The 21,061-nt window shown below is 50.9% G+C and carries 16 protein-coding genes; all 16 read left to right on the forward strand.

Annotation, left to right across the window (positions count from 1 at the left end):
- Positions 1-6 precede the first annotated feature (6 nt).
- The 16 genes from FYJ45_RS05410 to FYJ45_RS05485 all read left to right on the forward strand — a co-directional run bounded on the left by FYJ45_RS05410 (position 7) and on the right by FYJ45_RS05485 (position 20,969).
- Positions 7-1,713, forward strand: a complete 1,707-nt coding sequence (locus FYJ45_RS05410) for a hypothetical protein (RefSeq protein WP_154463783.1) — start codon at positions 7-9, stop codon at positions 1,711-1,713.
- A gap of 19 nt (positions 1,714-1,732) precedes the next feature.
- Positions 1,733-2,863, forward strand: a complete 1,131-nt coding sequence (rffA, locus tag FYJ45_RS05415; RefSeq protein WP_154463784.1) for a dTDP-4-amino-4,6-dideoxygalactose transaminase — start codon at positions 1,733-1,735, stop codon at positions 2,861-2,863.
- Positions 2,853-4,724 (forward strand): hypothetical protein, encoded by a 1,872-nt coding sequence (locus tag FYJ45_RS05420; RefSeq protein ID WP_154463785.1) that lies wholly within the window; start codon positions 2,853-2,855, stop codon positions 4,722-4,724. The genes rffA and FYJ45_RS05420 overlap by 11 nt, the downstream gene beginning before the upstream one ends.
- A complete protein-coding gene (gene pseH / locus FYJ45_RS05425) occupies positions 4,717-5,253 on the forward strand; it encodes a UDP-4-amino-4,6-dideoxy-N-acetyl-beta-L-altrosamine N-acetyltransferase (RefSeq protein ID WP_154463786.1) in 537 nt (178 codons plus the stop codon). The genes FYJ45_RS05420 and pseH overlap by 8 nt, the downstream gene beginning before the upstream one ends.
- A gap of 79 nt (positions 5,254-5,332) precedes the next feature.
- Positions 5,333-6,370 carry a glycosyltransferase family 2 protein gene (locus FYJ45_RS05430; RefSeq protein WP_235930592.1) on the forward strand — a complete coding sequence of 346 codons (1,038 nt, stop codon included), beginning with the start codon at positions 5,333-5,335 and terminating at the stop codon, positions 6,368-6,370.
- Between the two features lie 219 nt (positions 6,371-6,589).
- Complete coding sequence (locus FYJ45_RS05435; RefSeq protein ID WP_154463787.1) at positions 6,590-8,374, forward strand: DUF6020 family protein; 1,785 nt, start codon at positions 6,590-6,592, stop codon at positions 8,372-8,374.
- A 64-nt stretch (positions 8,375-8,438) separates the two neighbouring features.
- Positions 8,439-10,994, forward strand: a complete 2,556-nt coding sequence (locus tag FYJ45_RS05440; RefSeq protein WP_154463788.1) for an O-antigen ligase family protein — start codon at positions 8,439-8,441, stop codon at positions 10,992-10,994.
- Positions 10,995-11,046: 52 nt separating this feature from the next.
- The gene (locus FYJ45_RS05445; RefSeq protein ID WP_195841673.1) at positions 11,047-12,951 is read left to right on the forward strand and encodes a polysaccharide biosynthesis protein; all 1,905 of its coding nucleotides are present in this window, start codon (positions 11,047-11,049) and stop codon (positions 12,949-12,951) included.
- The gene (locus FYJ45_RS05450) at positions 12,952-13,344 is read left to right on the forward strand and encodes a VOC family protein (RefSeq protein ID WP_154463789.1); all 393 of its coding nucleotides are present in this window, start codon (positions 12,952-12,954) and stop codon (positions 13,342-13,344) included.
- Between the two features lie 102 nt (positions 13,345-13,446).
- The gene (locus FYJ45_RS05455; protein ID WP_276917966.1) at positions 13,447-14,589 is read left to right on the forward strand and encodes an aminotransferase class I/II-fold pyridoxal phosphate-dependent enzyme; all 1,143 of its coding nucleotides are present in this window, start codon (positions 13,447-13,449) and stop codon (positions 14,587-14,589) included.
- A 110-nt stretch (positions 14,590-14,699) separates the two neighbouring features.
- Positions 14,700-15,338, forward strand: a complete 639-nt coding sequence (locus tag FYJ45_RS05460; protein WP_154463790.1) for a sugar transferase — start codon at positions 14,700-14,702, stop codon at positions 15,336-15,338.
- Entirely contained in the window at positions 15,335-16,300 is a 966-nt protein-coding gene (locus FYJ45_RS05465; RefSeq protein ID WP_154463791.1) for an ATP-grasp domain-containing protein, read from the forward strand. The genes FYJ45_RS05460 and FYJ45_RS05465 overlap by 4 nt, the downstream gene beginning before the upstream one ends.
- Positions 16,301-16,393: 93 nt before the next feature.
- Positions 16,394-17,527: a glycosyltransferase family 4 protein gene (locus FYJ45_RS05470; protein WP_154463792.1), complete on the forward strand. Its 1,134-nt coding sequence runs from the start codon at positions 16,394-16,396 to the stop codon at positions 17,525-17,527.
- 26 nt (positions 17,528-17,553) lie between these two features.
- Positions 17,554-18,870, forward strand: coding sequence for a nucleotide sugar dehydrogenase (locus FYJ45_RS05475; RefSeq protein WP_154463793.1), 1,317 nt, complete (start codon positions 17,554-17,556; stop codon positions 18,868-18,870).
- Between the two features lie 127 nt (positions 18,871-18,997).
- The gene (locus tag FYJ45_RS05480) at positions 18,998-19,975 is read left to right on the forward strand and encodes an SDR family oxidoreductase (RefSeq protein WP_117545228.1); all 978 of its coding nucleotides are present in this window, start codon (positions 18,998-19,000) and stop codon (positions 19,973-19,975) included.
- A gap of 73 nt (positions 19,976-20,048) precedes the next feature.
- Complete coding sequence (locus tag FYJ45_RS05485; protein ID WP_276917971.1) at positions 20,049-20,969, forward strand: methionyl-tRNA formyltransferase; 921 nt, start codon at positions 20,049-20,051, stop codon at positions 20,967-20,969.
- Positions 20,970-21,061: the final 92 nt, after the last annotated feature.

Raw genomic sequence — 21,061 nt, forward strand, 5'->3', positions numbered from 1 at the left:
ATACCAATGGATAAAAGAAAAAAACTGACAAAAATTCTGGAAAAATTCATATTTCCCTGTCTGCTGCTGATCTACCCGCTGCTGTGGGTAAATCAGGGGATTGATGTGTCGGATCCGATGTACAGCCTCACCAACTTCCGGTTTTTCCCGGAGCTTAAGGGCAGTTGGGCGATTGCCACCTATCTTGCCAATGTGGCTGGCTGGCTGTTGATGAAGCTTCCTTTCGGCGGCACCCTTTTGGGCATCAGCTTTTATACAAGGTTGGTTATCAGTGCCATGGCGCTGCTTTCCTATTATTTCCTGAAGGGGAAAATGCCGGCCTGGGTGGTTTTTGCAGGGGAAATCATTGCCATCAGCTTCTGCTGGTGCCCGACGACGATTTTATATAATTATCTTACCTATTTCCTGTTCCTGGCGGTATGTATTTTATTATACAGGGGGCTTATCTGGAACAGGCCGGGCCTGCTCATCTGGGCGGGCGTTTGTCTGGGGCTGAATGTGATGGTGCGCACTCCGAATATTGCGGAAGCGCTTCTGATTATTGCCGTATTTTTCTATGGAAAGCTTTGCGGTAAAAGCGCGCAGGAGATGTGGAAACAGGCAGGCTTTTGTGTCGCAGGCTTTTTGGCAGGCTTCCTTGGTGTTTTCCTTGTCATATGCATCCAATATGGCCCGGGGGCCTATTTCGGAATGTTCGGCAGCCTGGCCGGGTATACGGCGACGGATGAGAGCTATTCGCCGTTTTCCATGATTACCTCTATTTTCACGGCCTATGGCAAAACCATGGTGTGGCTGATGGTAATTGCCGTGTGTGTGCTGGCGGGCTGGATTTTTTTCCATATTCTTCCCAAACGTTTTCACACAGCGGGAAAGATTATATACTGCCTGTGTATTCCGGTGCTGATCCGGTTGTTTTGGGGCAGAGGGATGTTTACCTTTACCTATTATAATTACCGCAGCATCTATGAATGGGGAATGCTTTTTCTGTACCTTGTGCTTATCAGCTGTGTTGTATGTATCGGAAACAGCCGTTTTTTCCGGAGGGACAGGCTGCTGGCGCTGATTATCCTGCTGTCGGTGGCGGTGCTCCCCATAGGAAGCAACAACGATACCATGCCGAACCTGAACTGCCTGTTTCTGGCAGCCCCTTTTACACTCTGGATGCTGGGAAAATATATCAGGCGGATGAGAAGAAAGCCTGAGGCTTTTCCTGTGACGGCCATGTCCGTTATGGTGGCGGGAATGGTTCTGATCCAGGGAATGGGCTTTCACAGCCATTTTGCCTTCGGCGACGGCATTTATGGTGAAAAAAGGGATGCAAAAATTGAAAATTCCTATATACTGAAGGGGATGAAGACGCGCAGCCTCAATGCGGACCAGCTGACAGGCCTGTTAGGATATGCAGGACAGAACGGTCTTTCCGGCCGGCAGCTTATTACCTTTGGCAATGCGCCGGGACTACATTTCCTTCTGGATATGCCGCCGGGACTCACCCATGCGTGGCCGGATCTGGACACCTATCCGGCAGTACAGATGAAAGAGGAGCTGGAGCAGCTTGGCGAAGGGACTGTGGTCATCTTCTATAAGGAAAATGGAGAGCTTCCCGGGGACAGTGAAAAAATGCAGGCGCTTATGGGCTGGCTTGATAAAGAAAATTATATTCCGGTTTTTGAAAATGAAGGCTATCTGATTTATAATATTGGTTCAGAATAAAAAAAGAAAGGCGACAGCTATGATTCGGTTCAACGTACCGCCCTTTACGGGAAAAGAAATGGACTATATCCGGCAGGCCGTGGAAAACCAGAAAATCTGCGGCGACGGGGAATTTACCAGAAAATGCAGTGAATGGATTGAGGAAAGGACGGGCACACGCAAGTGCCTGCTTACCACCTCCTGCACCCATGCCACGGAGCTTGCGGCGCTGCTTGCCCACATTCAGCCGGGAGACGAGGTTATCATGCCCTCCTATACCTTTGTTTCCACGGCGGACGCCTTTGTGCTCAGGGGAGCCGTGCCCGTATTTGTGGATATCCGTCCCGATACCATGAATATTGATGAAACGCTGATCGAAGCGGCTGTAACCGAAAAAACGAAGGCTGTCGTTCCCGTGCATTATGCGGGCGTGGGCTGTGAAATGGACACCATAATGGACATCGCGGCGCGTCATCACCTGTATGTGATTGAGGACGCGGCCCAGGGAATCATGGCTTCCTATAAGGGAAAGCCGCTGGGAGCCATCGGTGATTTCGGCTGCTTCAGCTTCCATGAAACTAAGAATTACAGCATGGGAGAGGGCGGCGCGCTTCTGATCCGGAATGAAAAGGACATTGAGGATGCTGAAATTTTCCGGGAAAAGGGAACGGACAGGAGCAAGTATTACAGAGGACAGGTGGACAAATACCGTTGGCAGAATTACGGCTCCAGCTATCTTCCCAGCGAACTGAATGCGGCTTATCTGTATGCACAGCTGGAAATGGCCGATGCTATCAATGAGGAACGTCTGAACCTATGGAACCAATATTGGCGGGAGCTGGAACCTCTGGCAGAGGCGGGCAGAATTGAGCTGCCCTTCATCCCCGATTATTGTGTGCAGAACGGCCATATGTTCTATATCAAAAATGCGGATCTGGAAGAACGTGCCGCACTTATTGATTTCCTGAAGGAAAATGACATTCTTGCGGTGTTCCATTATATTCCCCTTCATTCCGCGCCTGCGGGACTGAAATACGGCCGTTTCCACGGGGAAGACCGTTACACCACCAGGGAAAGCGAAAGGCTTCTCCGCCTGCCCATGTACTATGGGCTGAAGGAGGATCAGGTGAGCTTTATTGCCGGAAAAGTAAAGGAATTCTATGGTTTCTGAAAAACAGGTAAAATTTTACCGTAAATGGGAAAACTGGATATTGCCGCTGCTGTTTACCCTGGCGCTTCTTCTTTTTACCAGCCTTCGGTTTGATTACTATTATTCGCTGAATGACGATGTGCTGATGAAGGATATCCTTGCGGGTGTGTACACAGGCGTCCCGGAAAGCCGCAACGTGCAGATGCTCTATCCGCTCAGTCTGCTTTTGAGCCTGCTTGTGAAGGTGTTTCATACCTCCTATGTATATGGCATCTTTTTATGCCTCTGTCAGTTTGGCAGTCTGTATCTGATTTTGTACCGGAGCATGAGGTATGGGAAGAAAACAGTGGGAAAGGTCCTTCTGTGCCTTTTGGAGAGCCTGCTTTTTGCCGGCCTTCTGCTTCCTCATCTGGTTTTTGTGCAGTATACGGTGACCAGCGGCCTGCTGGGAGCCGCGGGAATTTTCTGGTTCCTGACCGGGGAAGCGGCGGCGTGTCCGGGCATGCAGACTCGCTCCGGGAAAGAGAACGGCTGGGTCTGTTTTGCAAAAAGAAATCTGCAGGCGGTCCTGTTGTGTGTGCTGGCGTTTTTGCTGCGCCCGGAAATGATGCTGCTGCTTCTGCCGCTGGCCTGTGTGGCCGGGGTATGGAAATGGGGGATGGAACGTCCTGTTTTTACAAGATATAATGCGTTTTGTTATGTGGGTGTTTTTTCCCTGATCCTTATCGGGCTGCTTCTGGGCGAGGTGAGCAATACGGCTGCCTATGGCAGCGGGGAATGGAAGGAATTTTTCCGGCTGTTTGATGCCAGGACGGAGGTTTATGACTTCAAAACAGAAACAATCCTGAAGTTTGAAGAAAATCAGGAATTTTATACCTCTCTGGGACTGGATGAAACGCAGGGCGCGCTGCTGGAAAATTATAATTACGGGATAGATGACAGCATTGATGCGGCTCTTATGGAGAAAATTAGCGGGTATTCCCGGGAAAAGGAAGGCTATTTCGGGAAGACGCTAAAGGAAGGAATCTGGCTGTATAAGGCCAGGCTCCAGAATATGCCGGGTCTGGATTTCGACGCGGCTGTGGAAATGCCATTCCTTCTTACGGAGGCGGCGCTTGCAGTGCTTTTGCTGCTCACGGCTTTCCTGAAAAGGCGCGCTGGCGTTATCTGGCAGCTGCTTGCGTTCGGCGGTGTGCGCAGTATTCTGTGGATGTACCTGATACTCCGCAACCGGGTGCCTGAGCGGATCAGCCACCCTCTGTATACTGTGGAAATCGTAATGCTGGCGGCGCTGCTTTTTATGTATCTTACCAAAAATGGGGCGGCGGATGAAGCTGCGCAGGGGGGGATGGAAAAAGTGCGTAATCCGTACCGCTGGCTGAATCCGGTCTTTGTAACGGCGGCGCTTCTGCTTGTCACCGCGCTCTCCATCCTGCCCCGCACTTTTGCCCGCACAGTACAGGAATATGCGGCGCGGGAGGAAATTAACCGTACGGATATCGCTGCCAGGGCGTATTATCAGAGCCATCCGGAGAACCTGTATCTTGCAGATGTGTACTCCACCGTAAAATTCTCAGAGAAAATGTTCCGGGATGGTGAGTGCGTCCTGGGAAATTATGATCTGCTGGGCGGCTGGCTTAGCAAGAGCCCGCTGGCGGAGAAAAAGCTGAAGGCCTTTGGATATGCCTCCCTGGGACAGGCGCTACTGGAAGGGGAAAATGTATATCTGGTGGCGGAAACGGGGCAGAGCCTTGACTGGCTGACGGATTATTTCGGCAGGAGAGGGACCGTGCTGCGGGCTGAGGCCAAGGAGGTCATCGGGGCGGCGGATTCCGGTCTGGTGATATACAGTCTGCACAGGGAGGAAGAGATAAATGACTGAACAGTTCAGAATCGATTTGGGACCGGTATATCTGCGGCCGATCACGCTGGAGGATACGGAAAACATTGTAAAGTGGCGTAATACGAACCGGGTGAGAAAAAATTTTATTTATCAGAAGCCTTTTACCAAAGAGGGACACCTGGCCTGGATGCGTGATAAGGTGGCCGCCGGAGAGGTGGTACAGTTCATCCTGTGTGAGACGGCAGGGGACAGGCCTGTGGGCAGCGTCTACTTCCGGGATATCGATACCGAAAATAAAAAGGCGGAGTACGGTATTTTTATCGGGGAGGAGGATGCGGCGGGGAAGGGCTATGGAACACTTGCGGCCCGGGCCGCGATTCAATATGCCGGCAGCGGCCTGAAGCTCCACAAGCTGATGCTGCGGGTATTTGCGGACAATACGGCCGCGGTGAGAAGCTATGAAAAGGCGGGCTTCGAAAAGGAGGCGCTGCTCAGGGATGAGATAAAAACCGGGGACGGTTATCGTGATTTGATACTGATGGCCCGTCTGTATCCCGAAAACAGATAAGAGTAACAGTGCGGACCGCTTGACTGTTACAGATAAAAACAAAAAAGTCCGCCGTATGGCGGGCGGATGGGAAGATTTCATGAATAAACTGGTAAGCATAGTAATTCCCTGCTATCGTTCGGCCGAAATGCTGGAGGGTGTTGTGGCGGATATCGGCAGGGAGATGGAGAATTTGAAGGACAAATACCGCTGGGAGCTTATTCTTGTCAACGATTGTTCTCCGGATAATACTTTTGAGGTAATCAGAAGGCTTTGCGAGAAGCATAAAAATATATGCGGCGTAAACCTGGCGAGGAATTTCGGCCAGCATGCTGCGCTGATGGCCGGTTTCCATCAGGTAAAGGGAGACTATCTGGTGTGCATGGACGATGACGGCCAGACGCCCGCCGATGCCATCGGGGATTTACTGCAGGGGCTGGAGGAGGGCAGCGATGTGGTGTATGCCAGATATGAGCATAAGCACCATAATGCGTTCCGCAATTTCGGCAGCAGGGTCAATGATCTGATGTTGAAATTCATGCTGGGAAAGCCATCGGATTTGTATGTCTCCAGCTTTTTTGCCGCAAGAAGGTTTATTGTGGACGAGATGCTTCGTTACCAGAATGCGTATCCTTATGTGATCGGCCTTGTCCTGCGCGCTACACGCAATATAAAAAATGTTACGGTGGAGCACCGTGACAGAAAAGCAGGAGAATCCGGCTATACCCTGGGAAAGCTTCTGGGGCTGTGGTTTAACGGTTTTACCGCCTTCAGTGAAAAACCGCTGCGGATCGCCACCATGATCGGCACCGGCTGCGCATTCCTCGGCTTTTTGTACGGCTTGTATACCATTATCAAAAAGCTGGTGAATCCGCTGGTGCCCATCGGCTTCAGTTCACTGATGTCCGCGATCATGTTTATCGGCGGTATGCTGATGCTGATGGTGGGGCTTGTGGGCGAGTACATCGGCAGGATGTATATCTGTATGAACAATGCGCCGCAGTATGTGGTGCGGGAAATTGTAGGCGAGGAGATGCACAAGCCCGAGGACGGCCTGTGCAACGGGTCGGGACAGGGGCCAGGACAGAAGGAACAGGAACAGAACGGGCAGGAGCGGACCAGGCCGGGAAACAATTAACCGGGGCAGGAACCCCGCGGCGGGGACAGGCAGCAGCATCCGGCAGCCGCGCAAATCAAAGACCCCGCTGCAAGCAACTGGGTATCAAACTTGCAGCGCTGCAGAGCAGCGGGGTATTTGACCCTCGCGGCAGTCGCCAAATATCCATGCAAGCATGGCTACTTGGCTCGTTGCTCGCGGGAATAAAAGCGGCTGCCTCACAGACTGAGGAAAATGAAAATGAGTATGAGTGAAGGAAAGAAAAAATTCATATCTGCCGTAGTTACTCTAGCGGGAGTGATCTGTCTTCCGCAGATGCTGATTTCTTCGGGAAAAGGGCTGGATTTTTCCAACAGCTTTCTTTCTGTGCTTGTTTTCCTGCTCTGCTTTCCGGTAGTCCACAGGTCGCTTTGGAACGGAGCGAGGAGCATCTGGTCCTTTCTCATGTCACTTGTGCTGGTGACAGCATGCTGTCTGGGCAGCCGGCTGGAAGCTTTGGGCTATGTCTGGCTGACGGATTGGCATATGTGGGCGGCCATGCCATTTCTGCTTTTATTTTTTATGCTGCTCACGGACGGGCTGTGGGGAATCCTGGAAGATGCCGGAAGATACGAAAAACAGGAACAAGAAGCAGCAAGGATAAAAAGGGAAACGCTTTATATATTCCTGTTTTTCCTGCTGGTATGGGGAATTGTGCTGCTGGCCGTTTATCCCGGCTTTTTCGTATATGACGCCCAGGATGAGTTTAATCAGGTGGCCATGCGCCGGTTCACCACCCATCATCCGTTGCTGCATGTAGTGCTTCTGGGAGGGATTGTCAGCCTGGGAAATAAAATATTTGCATCCTATAATGCGGGAATTGCGCTTTACATGGTTTTTCAGATGCTGCTGATGGCAGGCTGTTTTACGTATATCCTGTCTTATTTCAGACAGTACAGGGCGCCTGTGTGGCTTCGCAGGGCAGGCGTACTGTATTTCGCTTTTTTCCCTGTCATTCAGATGTATGTGCTCTGCTCCGCAAAGGATACCCTGTATTCTGCGGGGATGCTTTTAACCATAGTCCTGCTCCTTAGGCTTTTCAGGGAGAAAGCAGAGTTTTTTGGGGATCGGAAAAAAGCGGCGCTGCTTTTGCTGGCCCTGTTTTCCATGGCAGCCATGCGTCACAACGGTTTTTATATCCTGCTGTTAATGATTCCTGTAATTATCCTCTGTGCCGGAAAAAACTGCCGGGCAAAAGCGGCGGCGACTGCCTGTACAGCGCTGCTTCTTTATCTGCTTGTATCAAACGGACTTGCGTTTGCACTGCATGCGCAGGTGCAGGAAAACCAGGAAATGCTCACCGTGCCGATTCAGCAGCTGGCCCGTGTATATACCACCAGCCCGGAGGTGATGACAGAGGAAGAAAAGTCCGTGCTTCTGGAGGTACTGCCCCGGGAAGCGCTGGAACGATATACGCCGAAGCTGTCTGACAGTGTGAAGATTGATTTTAACAATGCAGCGTACAGGGCGGAGCCGTCCCGATACTGGAAGCTGTGGTGGTCCGTGGGCAAAAAAGCGCCTGCCGTCTATCTGAACGCCTGGCTGCTGACCTCCTACGGCTTCTGGTACCCGGATGCGGTGATCGATGTATACCGGGGAAATACTGTGTTTACCTATACCTATGAGGACAGCTCGTATTTTGGCTTTGAAACGGAACTGCCAGGCACCCGTGACAGCAAAATCCCTCTGCTGAACGAATGGTTCCGCAAGCTGAGCCTGGAATTGTTCCAGCAGAAGGTCCCGGTCGTTTCCATGCTGTTCTCCCCGGGATTTCTATTCCTTGTATACCTGTCCGGTCTGCTTTTCCTCATGCGCCGGAAACAATATAAAACCGTGCTGGCCTTCCTCCCGGCGATATTAAACTGGCTGACCGTAATACTTGGGCCGACCTATCTGGTACGCTACGTCCTCATATTCTGGCTGGCCCTCCCGGTACTGGCATATGTTGTAAGTACGGGGAAATTATGCTATACTAACAGGAATTAATAAATCGTAACTGTGAAGTTACTGGACAGTTACCAATTAACCTAAAAACCATCAGGTATAATAAATGAACAGAAAGTTAAAGAAATCCCGTGCAATCGAATACATTGTACTATGCTATGCCGCAGTTCTGATACTGCTCGCAGGCCCTCTGGGAATATTTGACGGTACCCGCCAAATTACAGGGAACGAGACTCCGGCAGGAACCTCTCAGATCATTGATCAGGATTCCAGAATTCAGCAGGTATTCATAGCGGACGGCGGCTATCTGGAGAAAATCAGTATATATGCCATGGAAGACCTCTCCCGGAAGGTAATAAATCTCACAATATCGGATGAACTGGGAGAAACGGTCTTTTCCAGGAATGTAGCGCTGGATGCTTATGAAGCACCCGGCTTCTTTACCGTTCCCGTAGAATTCCAGACAGTCCGGGGCAGGGCCTATGTATGGCAGATCAGCCATCCGGAGAAGCCCATAAGCTTTGGCTGTCAGAATACGGCCGAGTCCGGACTGGGCATTTACGGAAATTATTATTATGTAGGAAGCGATCAGTCTAATCAGGAGCAGGTGGGAAACAATATTATTATGCGTTTCCAGTACGAAGATAAATGGAGCCCTGGGAAAAAAGCCGCTGCTGCGGCAGTGATTGCACTCCTTGCCGGTTTCCTGATACTTCTTGTGGAGAATTCCGCCAGAAAAAAGAAAAAGGGAAAAGAAGTACGTGTACAATGGGTTTTCCGCAGGATTTTCAACCCTCTGCTCATAATCGGCGCAGCGGCCGGACTGGCTGCTGTTTATCCTATGGATTACTATGGAGGCGTCAGGGCTGACAAAATGGTTTATGCGGCCGGCATCCTTGTGTTGACGGCGCTGCTTCTCTACGTGGTCAATGCCAAGAGAGACAGTATAGCGCCTCTCCTTCCGCCCATCAGGGAAACGCTCCTGGACAGGGGAATGGACTGGCTGCAGTGCCTTTTCTGGGCCGGAGCGCTGTGGGGCTGTATTGATTATGTAAATGCGATGTATAATATCTATCAGGACTATGCCTACAGAAAGGTTCTGATTTATTTCTGCCTTGTCCTGCTTACCATGTGCAGTAAAAAATATGTGTTTCATTGGGGGAATCTGATATGGATTGCGCTTTCCTCCATTGCAGGCTGGCTGTACTACCGTCCGTATGCCGGCGTAGAGGAGCTGGACAGGCTCGCCCGGTTAAATGCCATTCTGTTTGTGACTGTGGGGCTGGTGGTCATTCAGCTCATCCTGCTTTTATGGAAAAAGAAGCCGGCCTGGAAGCAGCTGTTCCTTCCTTACGCGGGGCTTGTTGCAGTATTTTTCGCCTTGCTGGTGATTTTCCGCAATACAAGAGGCTGGCCGATTTATCTGGCGGCGGCTTTCGGCCTTTTTTATGTTTTTTATCTGTCCTGGGAGAAAAGAGAGCGGTTTCTGGGGATTTTCTGTAATGGTATCATCCTGAATTTTTTCTGCGCCCTGGTATTCGCCGTGCTGCGCAGGCCAATCCGTGCCTGGGGCTTTTACCGCTACAATTTTGTATTCCATACGGTTACTGTTACAGCGGCTTATCTGACGCTGATAATTTGTGCGCTGTTTGTGAAGCTGCTGATGCAGTACCATAAATCACGCAGGCTTTATACCTGCTGGACAACGGCTCTTTTATTCGGCATGGCGGTTTCGCTGCTTTTGATGACGCTTTCCCGTACCGGATATCTGGCGGCGGTGGTAATGGGCATTGTGGTTCTCCTTTTTGTATCCCTCGTCTGCTATCGGGAACGGTTACCCGTATTCCTGGCAAAAACGGGGCTTGCGATCGTCCTCGTGCTTGCCTGCTTCCCGGTTACCTATTCGGCGGTGCGCCTGATACCGCCGCTGTATGACGATCCCTATATTTTTGAACTGGAGGCAAATGAAGAAGAGTGGGCGGTGCATAAGGGCGATCCGGCTGACTCTGAAAATTATATCACATTCCCCCGTTTTGCCTACTGCATGGATGTGAAGCTTTTCGGGGAAGAGCACAGTATTGTCAGGAAATTCGTGGATACCTTTATGGCATCCGCTGAAGAAGAGAGCAAATCCATACCTGGCGGACACCTGGAGGTCAGCCGGATATCAACGATGCTGGCATCGGCAGACGGCGCCGTCGGGGCGGAAGCATCCGATGATGCCTCTTCGGGAAACGGCCCGGAGGAAACGGAGGAGGATTACTCCAACGGCCGCTTCGAGATTTTTAAACGTTACATTTCCCATTGGAACCTGACCGGCCATGATGGAATGGGCGTGGAGCTTGCGGACGGATCCCTCAGTGTCCATGCGCATAATACTTATCTGCAGGTAATCTACGATCACGGCCTGATTACCGGTGCGGTCTATCTGATATTGGGGGCTGTCAGCCTGATGCAGATGTTCCGTTACGCTTATTGGGCAGGCAGGAAAAAAAGGGAAGACAGCGCCGACCCTTACGCGGCCCTGCCCCTTGCCATATTCCTGGCATTTGCCGTGGCGGGGCTGGTGGAATGGCTGTTCCATCCCTGCAATCCGTTGGGCTTTTCCACCATGGCAGTACTGGCGCCGCTGCTTATATTCCGCAGAGAAAAGAAAGTGTAGAGTAACTTAAAAGGCTGCCTGACAGTTAAGAAAAAGAAAAGAGTAAACGATAATGAAGGATAAAGAGAACAAGACAAAACAGCATTTTAATTATCAGTTGTTTTACCGCAGGACCGCGCTCATCATATATGATATCCTGAGCGTGACAGCTTCCAGCTTTCTGGCGATCCTGCTGCGGTATGATATGCATCTGGATGAGATTCCGGATCAGTTCCTGATGCCCATCAGGAATTTCCTTCCGCTGAATATCCTGCTGACCATGGGGATTTTCTATCTCTTTCGCCTGTATCACAGCCTGTGGGCCTTTGCCGGGGAAAATGAAATGCAGAGCCTGGTCATGGCCTGCTTCCTTTCCGCCGTGGTTTCCGGAGTGGGGCTGAATCTTTTCAAGGTGTCGGGCAAGCCGGTGCCGGACAGCTACTATTTTATGTATCTGTTCATGCTCATCAGCTTTACCTTTGTCAGCCGTTTTTCCTATCGGTTTTTAAGAAGCCATAAGCACAGGCTGCAGAACAAGAAAAATAACATTTCCGTCATGATCATAGGCGCCGGGGAAGCCGGAAACGCGCTGATCAAGGAAATCGTCACAAGCAATTACAGCACCATGGTCATCCGCTGCATCATCGATGATGATAAACAGAAAATGGGCCAGTTCATTCAGGGAATCAAGGTGGTTGGCGGCCGTGATAAAATCATCGAATCCGCCGATTTGTATGATATTGATGAAATTTTTATCGCCATGCCTTCGGCGCCCCGTACGGAAATCAGGGATATCCTGGACATCTGCAAGGAAACAAGCTGTAAGCTGCGTTCCCTGCCTGGCATGTACCAGCTGGTCAACGGTGAAGTGAGCGTGAGCAAGCTGCGTGACGTGGAGGTGGAGGATCTTCTGGGAAGAGAGCCTATCCGCGTGGATTTGGATTCCATTCTGAGCTATGTGCAGAATAAAGTGGTTATGGTAACCGGCGGAGGCGGTTCCATCGGCAGCGAGCTTTGCCGTCAGGTGGCATCCCATAAACCGGCGCATCTGGTAATTGTGGATATTTATGAAAATAATGCCTATGATATTCAACAGGAGCTGCTGCAGAATTTTCCTGAGCTGAAGCTGACCGTCCTCATTGCTTCGGTCCGTAATACGAAGCGCATCAATTCCATTTTTGAGACGTACCGGCCGGATATTATCTACCATGCGGCAGCGCATAAGCATGTGCCGCTCATGGAGGTCAGTCCCAATGAGGCGATTAAGAACAACGTATTCGGAACCTGGAAAACAGCGCAGGCCGCCGCTCTGAACGGCGCGGAAAAATTTGTCATGATTTCCACGGACAAAGCGGTGAACCCCACCAATATCATGGGGGCCAGCAAGCGGATCTGCGAAATGATCATACAGACCTTTAACAAGCACTATGACACTGAGTTCGTGGCCGTCCGCTTCGGTAATGTGCTGGGCAGCAACGGCAGCGTGATTCCCCTGTTTAAGAAGCAGATAGCGGCCGGAGGGCCGGTAACGGTGACCCACCCTGATATCATCCGCTATTTTATGACCATACCGGAGGCGGTTTCCCTGGTGCTGCAGGCGGGCGCCTATGCCAAGGGCGGGGAAATATTCATCCTGGATATGGGTGAGCCTGTAAAAATCCTGGATCTGGCGAAAAACCTGATCCGGCTCTCCGGCTATAAGCTGGGGGAAGACATTCAAATCGAGTTTACCGGCCTGCGCCCGGGAGAAAAGCTCTATGAAGAGCTTCTTATGGATGAGGAAGGAATGCAGGATACGGACAACCGGCTGATTCATATCGGCCGCCCGATACAGTTGGATGAAAGGGAATTTTTTATTCAGCTCAAGCAGCTGGAGGATGCCTCCAAAGATGAAATCGCGGATATCAGGCCGCTTGTGGCGCAGATTGTGCCTACCTATGTGTATGGCCAGAATGCGGCATACGGAAAGGAAGAATAAATGAAGGTTCACCATATTGGATATCTTGTAAAAAAGCTGGAAAAGGCAGCGGAGGAATTTGAAAAGCTGGGCTATGTCAGGTTGGGGGAAATCACCCCGGATCCACATCGCAAAATCGATATCCTGTTCCTGGAAAAGGACGGGTATGTGGTGGAGCTGGTAAGCCCCAATGCTCCTGACAGCGTGGTTTCCGGGCTGATGAAGACCTATAAGAACGCGCCTTACCATATTTGCTATGAATGTACCGATTTTCAGGAGGATCTGGAGCGGCTCGCGGCGAACGGCTATGTGCAGATTGACCAGCCCACGCCGGCGCCGGCCATTGGAAACCGCAGGGTTGTATTCCTTATGAACAGCCGGCTGGGAATGATAGAGCTGCTGGAAGGCTGCTGAATAATAAAGCTTCCCGAGGCAGACCTGTGATAGTCAGGAGGAAAATCCTCCGCTCGCAGAGAGCTCGCATTTTGCTTCCCAAAACTACTAGGAGGAATAAATATGGACAAAGACAGTGTAATGCAGAAGAAAAAAATATTTCTCTCTTCTCCTACCATGCATGGAGAAGAGCGTAAATTTGTGGAGGAAGCCTTCGACACCAACTGGGTAGCCCCGCTGGGCCCCAATGTCAATGCTTTTGAAAAGGAAATGGAGGAGTACACAGACTGCGGATATGCGGCGGCGCTCAGCGCGGGTACAGCGGCAATCCATCTGGCGCTGCGCCTGATAGGAATACAGCCGGGGGATGTAGTATTTTCTTCTGACCTCACTTTTTCCGCCACCTGTAATCCCATATGCTATGAAAAGGGAACTCCGGTTTTCATCGATGCGGAAGAGGATACCTGGAATATGGACCCCAAGGCCCTGGAAAAGGCTTTTAAAAAATATCCTGGGGCAAAAGCGGTGATTTGCGCCCATCTTTACGGGACGCCTGCGAAAATTGATGAAATCCGCGCAATCTGTGATGCCTATCATGTACCGCTTATCGAGGATGCGGCGGAATCCTTAAGCTCTACCTTCCGGGGAAAAATGACAGGCACCTTTGGGGATTACGGCATTTTTTCCTTTAACGGAAACAAGATTATCACCACCTCGGGCGGCGGCATGCTGGTTTCCAGGGACGGTGAGGCAATTGAAAAAGCCCGCTTCCTTTCCACCCAGGCCAGGGATAAGGCAAGGCACTATCAGCATTCCCAGATTGGCTTTAACTACCGGATGTCCAATGTGGTAGCGGGTATCGGCAGAGGCCAGCTGCTTCATCTGGAGGAGCATAAAAAGAAAAAACAGGAAATTTACAGACAATATAAAGAGGCGTTTGCCGATATTCCGGCAATTGCCATGAACCCCCTGAATCCCGACGGGGACGCCAATAACTGGCTCTCCTGTATGACGATTGCACCGGAAAGCGGCGTGACGCCCAACATGGCCATGGATGCGCTGGAGGCGGAAAATATTGAATCCCGGCCTATCTGGAAGCCCATGCACCTGCAGCCGGTCTTTGCCGATGCCGATTTTATTACACTGCAGGAGAACGGCAGCGTGGGAGAACGTATTTTTGAGAAAGGTTTCTGTCTTCCCAGCGATATCAAAAACACGCCGGAGGATATGGAACTCATTATAAATACCATCAGAAACCTGTTTTAAAGGGATGCGAAGCTTGCAGGACGCATTTTACGGACCGCGGCAGTGGCTGTGGTGTTCTGAAAAAAGGCGGCAGCTATGCGGCATCCGGGCAGCAGAGAAATGAGGAAACAATGTTTTACAGGAAATTCGGCAAAAGATTTCTGGATTTTTTTCTTTCTTCCATAGCGATCATACTTCTGAGCCCCATCCTTCTTGTGGTGGCGGTCCTTGTGCGCATCAAGCTGGGAAGCCCCATTCTTTTTCACCAGGAAAGGCCGGGAAAGGATGAAAAAATATTTACCCTTTGTAAGTTCCGCACCATGACGGATAAGAGGGACGCACAGGGAAAGCTTCTACCTGACGCGCAGCGTCTTACGAAATTCGGTAAAATGCTGCGGGCCACCAGCCTGGATGAGCTGCCGGAGCTTTTCAATATCTGGAAGGGCGACATGAGCATCATCGGTCCCCGGCCGCTTCTGGTTTCCTACCTTCCCTGGTATACACAGGAGGAGAAGCTGCGCCATACGGTGAGGCCCGGCCTGACAGGCCTGGCCCAGGTATCGGGCCGGAATTTCCTGGACTGGGATAAGCGTCTGGCCAAGGATGTGGAATACGTGAAGAAGCTTTCTCTGGCCATGGATTTAAAGGTCCTGTGGAAAACGGTAATGGTGGTATTTGATCACAGCGAGGTGGCGGAGGATACCTCCGCAGCGGAAGGAAATCTGGCTGAAATCCGCAGCAAAAGGCAGGAAAGGGAAAAGCAGGCATGATTAATATATTAATTTTAAGCGCAGGAACCAGAAATAAGGTGGTGCAGTATTTCCGGAAGGAGCTGGAAGGAAAGGGTAGAGTATACGCCACGGATTGCAGCGAGCTGGCCCCGGCGATTTATGAGGCTGACGAAGCAATCCTCGTACCCCGGATTACAGAGCCGGGATATCTGGAAAAAATCCTGGATATCTGCCGGGAGAAGGAAATTACCGGCGTCTTCTCCCTGATAGATCCGGAGCTGACAATGCTGGCGGAACACAGGGAGGAATTTTTAGCCATTGGAACAACGCCCATTATATCCCCGGCGGAGGCGGTTGCCATATCCTTTGATAAATACCGGATGTTTGAAAAGCTGATGGAGCTTGGAATCCCCACAGGACGCTGCTTTATGGATGTGCAGGAGTTTGAGAGGGCGGTGGAGAAGGGGGAGATTGCATATCCTGTTTTCGTGAAGCCAGCCAAAGGAAGCGCCAGCATCAATATCAATAAAGTGACCTGCCGGGAAGAAGTGGAGCTGCTTTGCAGGCATAATGAGGACATGATGATCCAGGAATACATGGACGGCACGGAATATGGCGCGGATGTGTATGTTGATATGCTTACGGGAAAGGTAACTTCAATTTTTGTCAAGGAAAAAGTAAAAATGCGCGCAGGAGAAACGGATAAATCCGTTTCGGTGAAAGACGCGAAACTGTTTGGCCTTATAAAAAAATTCGTTGAATCCGTCGGATTTTGTGGTATTATTGACATAGATATTTTTAAGGTGGACGGAACGTACTATATTTCCGAGGTCAATCCCCGCTTCGGCGGCGGCTATCCCCATGCGTATGCCTGCGGCGTCAATGTGCCCGCGCAGATTATCCGTAATCTGGAGGGAGCGGCCAATGAGGAGAATATCGGCGATTACGAAGAAAATATCTGCATGATGAAATATAATGAAATCATGATTCGGAAGTTGTAATTGTCCGGCAGGCCGGCGCATTTGCCGTAAGGGTGAAGCTTGGTGTCCGGATAACCGAACGGAGACAAAAAATAGGAAAATAAGGAGAAAGCCATGGCTTCTTCCATACTGATACTGTCCAACAGCGATTCGGGGCTTTATGATTTCCGCAAGGAAGTCCTGAAGGCGCTCATGGAGAAAGGGTTCCATGTCCTTGTATCCGTCCCGGATACCGGATATGTGGAGCGGATTAAGGCCCTGGGCTGTGAATACATCCCCACCGCGTTTGAGCGGCGCGGCATGAATCCGTTTAAGGACATGAAGCTGCTGCTGTTTTACCGGAGGCTGATAAAGACGCACAGCCCCGCGGCGGTGCTGACTTATACGATAAAACCGAATATTTACGGAGGGCTTGCGGCAAGGCTCACAGGAATACCCTACCTGGTCAATGTGACGGGGCTTGGCACTACGCTGGAGCATGGAGGCGTGCTGCAGAAAATGATTGTCCTCATGTACAGGACAGCCCTGAAAAAGGCTTTCTGTGTTTTTTTCCAGAATCAGGGCAACCGGGATTTCCTGGTTCAGAGGGGCTGCGTCACCGGAAAGACGCGGGTGATTCCGGGATCCGGCGTAAACCTGAAGGAACATCTGCCGCAGGAATATCCGGCGGATACGCCTGTGCGGTTTGTTTCTATTATGCGGCTTATGAAGGATAAAGGAATTGAAGAATTACTGACAGCGGCGCAAAGGATACATGAAAGGCATCCGGACACCCTGTTTCAGATACTGGGGGCCTACGAAGAGGAAACCAGGCAGCTTTATGAGCCGTGTGTGAAGGCGCTGGAGGAGAAAGGCGCCATCCGCTACTACGGCTATCGGGACGATGTCCCTGAATTTTTAAAGGAATGCCAGGCAGTGGTGCATCCCTCCTATCACGAGGGAATGTCCAATGTGCTTCTGGAAGCGGCGGCAACCGCCAGACCGGTGCTTGCCAGCGCGGTGGAGGGATGCCTGGATACCTTTGAGGAAGGCCGCAGCGGGCTGGCTTTTGCACCGCAGGATGCGGACAGCCTGGAAGAGGCGCTGGAGCGCTTCCTGCGACTTCCTTATGAAAAGCGCAGGGAAATGGGGCTGTGCGGCCGCAGGTTCGTGGAGGAGAGGTTCGACAGGAATTTTGTGGTGGCTGCTTATCTGGAAGAGCTGGCCGCGGGAATAAATTTTATCCATAAAACAGACAGATACGAATGAAACAGATTCGGGAAATGAGGTCACAGATGGAATTATATGAAAAACTTGTAAACGGAGAAGAAAAGCTCTCTCTTGTGGGGCTTGGCTATGTGGGGATGCCCATTGCCGTTGCCTTTGGCAGAAAAATCAAAGTTATCGGTTATGATTTGAATGCAAAGAAGGTGGAGCAGTACAGGGCCGGCTTTGATCCTACCAGAGAGGTGGGGGATGATGTGATTAAGCAGGCGAACGTGGAATTTACTTCCGATGAAACAAAGCTGAAGGAAGCAAAATTCCATATTGTAGCGGTTCCTACGCCGGTAAATGACGATCATACGCCGGATCTCCGTCCCGTTGAGGGCGCCAGCCGTACGGTAGGCCGTAACCTGACAAAAGGAAGCATTGTCGTATTTGAATCCACCGTTTATCCGGGAGTTACGGAGGATATTTGTGTACCGATTATGGAGAAGGAATCCGGCCTGAAGTGCGGCGTTGATTTTAAGGTGGGCTATTCTCCCGAGCGTATTAACCCCGGCGATAAGGTGCACCGTCTGGAAACCATTGTAAAAATCGTTTCCGGTATGGATGAAGAGACGCTTGATCAGATTGCAAAGGTATATGAGCTTGTGGTAGAGGCGGGAGTTTACCGTGCAGATTCCATAAAGGTTGCGGAGGCTGCCAAGGTAATTGAGAACAGCCAGCGGGATATTAATATCGCTTTCATGAACGAGCTTTCCATAATTTTCAATAAGATGGGCATAGATACCAAATCCGTACTGGAGGCGGCGGGAACCAAATGGAATTTCCTGAAGTTCTTCCCCGGCCTGGTGGGCGGACACTGCATCGGCGTGGATCCTTATTATCTTACCTATAAGGCGGAGGAAATGGGATACCACTCCCAGATCATTCTGTCCGGCCGCCGGATCAATGACGATATGGGGAGATATGTGGCGGAGAACGTGGTGAAGAACCTGATCAGGGCGGATATTGCGGTAAAAACTGCCAGAGTAGCCATTCTCGGCTTTACCTTCAAGGAAAACTGCCCGGATACGAGAAATACCAAGGTCATTGATATTGTTAAGGAACTTCGGGAATACGGAATTGAGCCTGTGATTGTGGATGAAACAGCGGATGCGGAGGAAGCGCAGAGACTGTACGGCGTGAAGCTGGCAGACAGAAGTGAAGTGAAGGATTTGGATGCGCTTGTCATCGCTGTGGCCCATGAAGAATTCAGCCACATGACCAGGGAGGATATCGCTGGATATTTCAAACCTGAGCATGAGAAGAAGGTGCTTGTTGATATCAAGGGTATCCTGGACCGTAAGGATTATCTTACACAGGATTATATCTACTGGAGACTTTAAGAAGGCGCCGGTTTATGGAATATAGTGCAGCCGCGGCGGCAGGAAAGCCGGAACGGCCGCAGGAATACTGAGGCAAAAGGTAACTGTAGGATACCGAACAGCTGCCGGAAAAGGAAAGGATAGGAAAATGGGTTATAAACATTTGCAGTTTGACAAAGACAGTGTATTTCTTGTAACTGGAGGCGCGGGCTTTATCGGTTCCAACCTCTGTGAAGCGATTCTGGATATGGGGTATCAGGTAAGATGCCTGGATGATTTATCCACCGGAAAGCAGGAAAACGTGGAGATGTTCCTTGACCGTCCGGGCTATACTTTCATTAAGGGTGACATCAAGGATCTGGAGATCTGCCGCAGAGCCTGCGACGGCGTGGATTACGTGCTGAATCAGGCAGCCTGGGGAAGTGTTCCCAGGAGCATTGAAATGCCCATTTTCTATGAGCAGAACAACATCGGCGGAACGCTGAACATGATGGAGGCGGCAAGGGAAAGCGGCGTAAAGAAATTCGTATATGCTTCCAGCTCTTCCGTATACGGCGACCACCCCGCGCTTCCCAAAAAGGAAGGCATTGAGGGCGAGGTGCTTTCTCCCTATGCGCTCACTAAACGCACCAATGAGGAGTATGGGAAGCTTTATAAGAAGCTGTACGGGTTGGATACCTACGGCATGCGTTATTTCAACGTGTTCGGACGCAGACAGAACCCGGACGGCATGTATGCGGCCGTTATCCCCAAGTTCTTAAAGCAGCTGCTGCATGATGAAGTGCCTACGATTAACGGGGACGGCAGGCAGTCTCGTGACTTTACCTACATTGATAATGTTATCGAAGCCAACCTGAAGGCCTGCCTGGCTTCCAGTGAAGCTGCCGGGGAAGCTTACAATATCGGATCCGGCGGAAGAGAATTCCTGATAGACATTTATTATTATCTGTGCAAGGCGCTGGGCAAGGACATTGAACCGAAATTCGGGCCGGCCAGAAAAGGGGATGTGCGGGATTCCAATGCGGATATCACCAAGGCAAGAACCAATCTGGGATATGACCCTGACTATGATTTTGAAGCGGGAATCAAGCTTGCCATTGACTGGTATAAAGAGAATCTGAAATAAATACAGCCGGGGCCACTGGCTGCCTGGAAAGGCAGTCTGGTCCCGTTTGTTTTGGAAAGGTGAGGACGGATAAGTGAAATATAAAGTGGTAATATTCGGCGTAAAGGATACCACGGCGGAAATCGTGACCTTTATCCAGGAAAAAATATGTCCTGTGGATCTGGTGGTGACCATCCATCCCGACGTGCTTTCCGGAAACCAGGTTTCCGGCTACCAGGGACTGGGTTTTTTGACGGAAAAGTATGGAATCCCTGTATTCGAAACCCATTCCTATGGACTGAAGGATGAAGAAACGGCCCGGTTCTTTGATGGGAATGAATTTGAAATCGGTATTTCCATGGGCTGGCAGCGGCTGATTCCCCAGTCCGTGCTGGATCGGTTTGCACACGGTATTTTCGGCTTCCACGGAAGCTGCGGTTATCTGCCCTACGGCCGGGGGCGTTCTCCGCTGAACTGGTCGGTTATCAACGGGGACACCCGGTTTATTCTGAATCTATTTCAGTATGATGCGGATCCCGACAGCCCGAATGTATTTGCCAATGAAATGTTTTCCATCAATCCTCATGATACCATCCGTACGCTGCAGTACAAAAACATCCTGGCCTCCAGGCGGCTGATTCAGAAGCTTCTGGAAGCGTACAGGAAGGATGGGATCACCATAAACAGACAGTCCAGGGATTTCAGCGGCTGGTACAACAAACGGACTGCCGCGGACGGGAAAATCGATTTTCATGGGAAAACAAGGGATATCTATAACCTGGTCAGAGGAGTGACCCGCCCCTTCCCCGGAGCCTTCTGCCTGTGCGGGGAGGACAGGGTTACGGTATGGAGTGTCCACCCCTTTGACGAAATCATGGATTTCTCCGCTTATGCGCCGGGAGAAATCATAGACAGCATTGACGGAAAGCTGATAGTCCGCACAGTGGACGGTTCTCTTTTGATCGAGGAATATGAATGCGGCCGCAGGCTGCTTCCGGGAGACAGGCTGGAGTAAGGCGGTCATATAAGGGCGTGGCTGTTTCAGGTAACGGTCTAGCCCCGTCTGAACGGTTACTGTTTCTGGCCTCTTAAGGCCGGCCCGACTGA

Source organism: Eisenbergiella porci, assembly GCF_009696275.1.
Lineage (GTDB): Bacteria > Bacillota > Clostridia > Lachnospirales > Lachnospiraceae > Eisenbergiella > Eisenbergiella porci.

Bases quoted from the DNA above. Each gene is read 5' to 3' on its own strand.
- FYJ45_RS05430 (WP_235930592.1), top strand. From the start codon at position 5,333: ATGAATAAACTGGTAAGCATAGTAATTCCCTGCTATCGTTCGGCCGAA.
- FYJ45_RS05475 (WP_154463793.1), top strand. From the start codon at position 17,554: ATGGAATTATATGAAAAACTTGTAAACGGAGAAGAAAAGCTCTCTCTT.
- FYJ45_RS05470 (WP_154463792.1), top strand. From the start codon at position 16,394: ATGGCTTCTTCCATACTGATACTGTCCAACAGCGATTCGGGGCTTTAT.
- FYJ45_RS05435 (WP_154463787.1), top strand. From the start codon at position 6,590: ATGAGTATGAGTGAAGGAAAGAAAAAATTCATATCTGCCGTAGTTACT.
- FYJ45_RS05450 (WP_154463789.1), top strand. From the start codon at position 12,952: ATGAAGGTTCACCATATTGGATATCTTGTAAAAAAGCTGGAAAAGGCA.
- FYJ45_RS05480 (WP_117545228.1), top strand. From the start codon at position 18,998: ATGGGTTATAAACATTTGCAGTTTGACAAAGACAGTGTATTTCTTGTA.
- FYJ45_RS05410 (WP_154463783.1), top strand. From the start codon at position 7: ATGGATAAAAGAAAAAAACTGACAAAAATTCTGGAAAAATTCATATTT.
- FYJ45_RS05460 (WP_154463790.1), top strand. From the start codon at position 14,700: ATGTTTTACAGGAAATTCGGCAAAAGATTTCTGGATTTTTTTCTTTCT.
- pseH (WP_154463786.1), top strand. From the start codon at position 4,717: ATGACTGAACAGTTCAGAATCGATTTGGGACCGGTATATCTGCGGCCG.
- FYJ45_RS05440 (WP_154463788.1), top strand. From the start codon at position 8,439: ATGAACAGAAAGTTAAAGAAATCCCGTGCAATCGAATACATTGTACTA.
- FYJ45_RS05465 (WP_154463791.1), top strand. From the start codon at position 15,335: ATGATTAATATATTAATTTTAAGCGCAGGAACCAGAAATAAGGTGGTG.
- FYJ45_RS05455 (WP_276917966.1), top strand. From the start codon at position 13,447: ATGGACAAAGACAGTGTAATGCAGAAGAAAAAAATATTTCTCTCTTCT.
- FYJ45_RS05445 (WP_195841673.1), top strand. From the start codon at position 11,047: ATGAAGGATAAAGAGAACAAGACAAAACAGCATTTTAATTATCAGTTG.
- rffA (WP_154463784.1), top strand. From the start codon at position 1,733: ATGATTCGGTTCAACGTACCGCCCTTTACGGGAAAAGAAATGGACTAT.
- FYJ45_RS05420 (WP_154463785.1), top strand. From the start codon at position 2,853: ATGGTTTCTGAAAAACAGGTAAAATTTTACCGTAAATGGGAAAACTGG.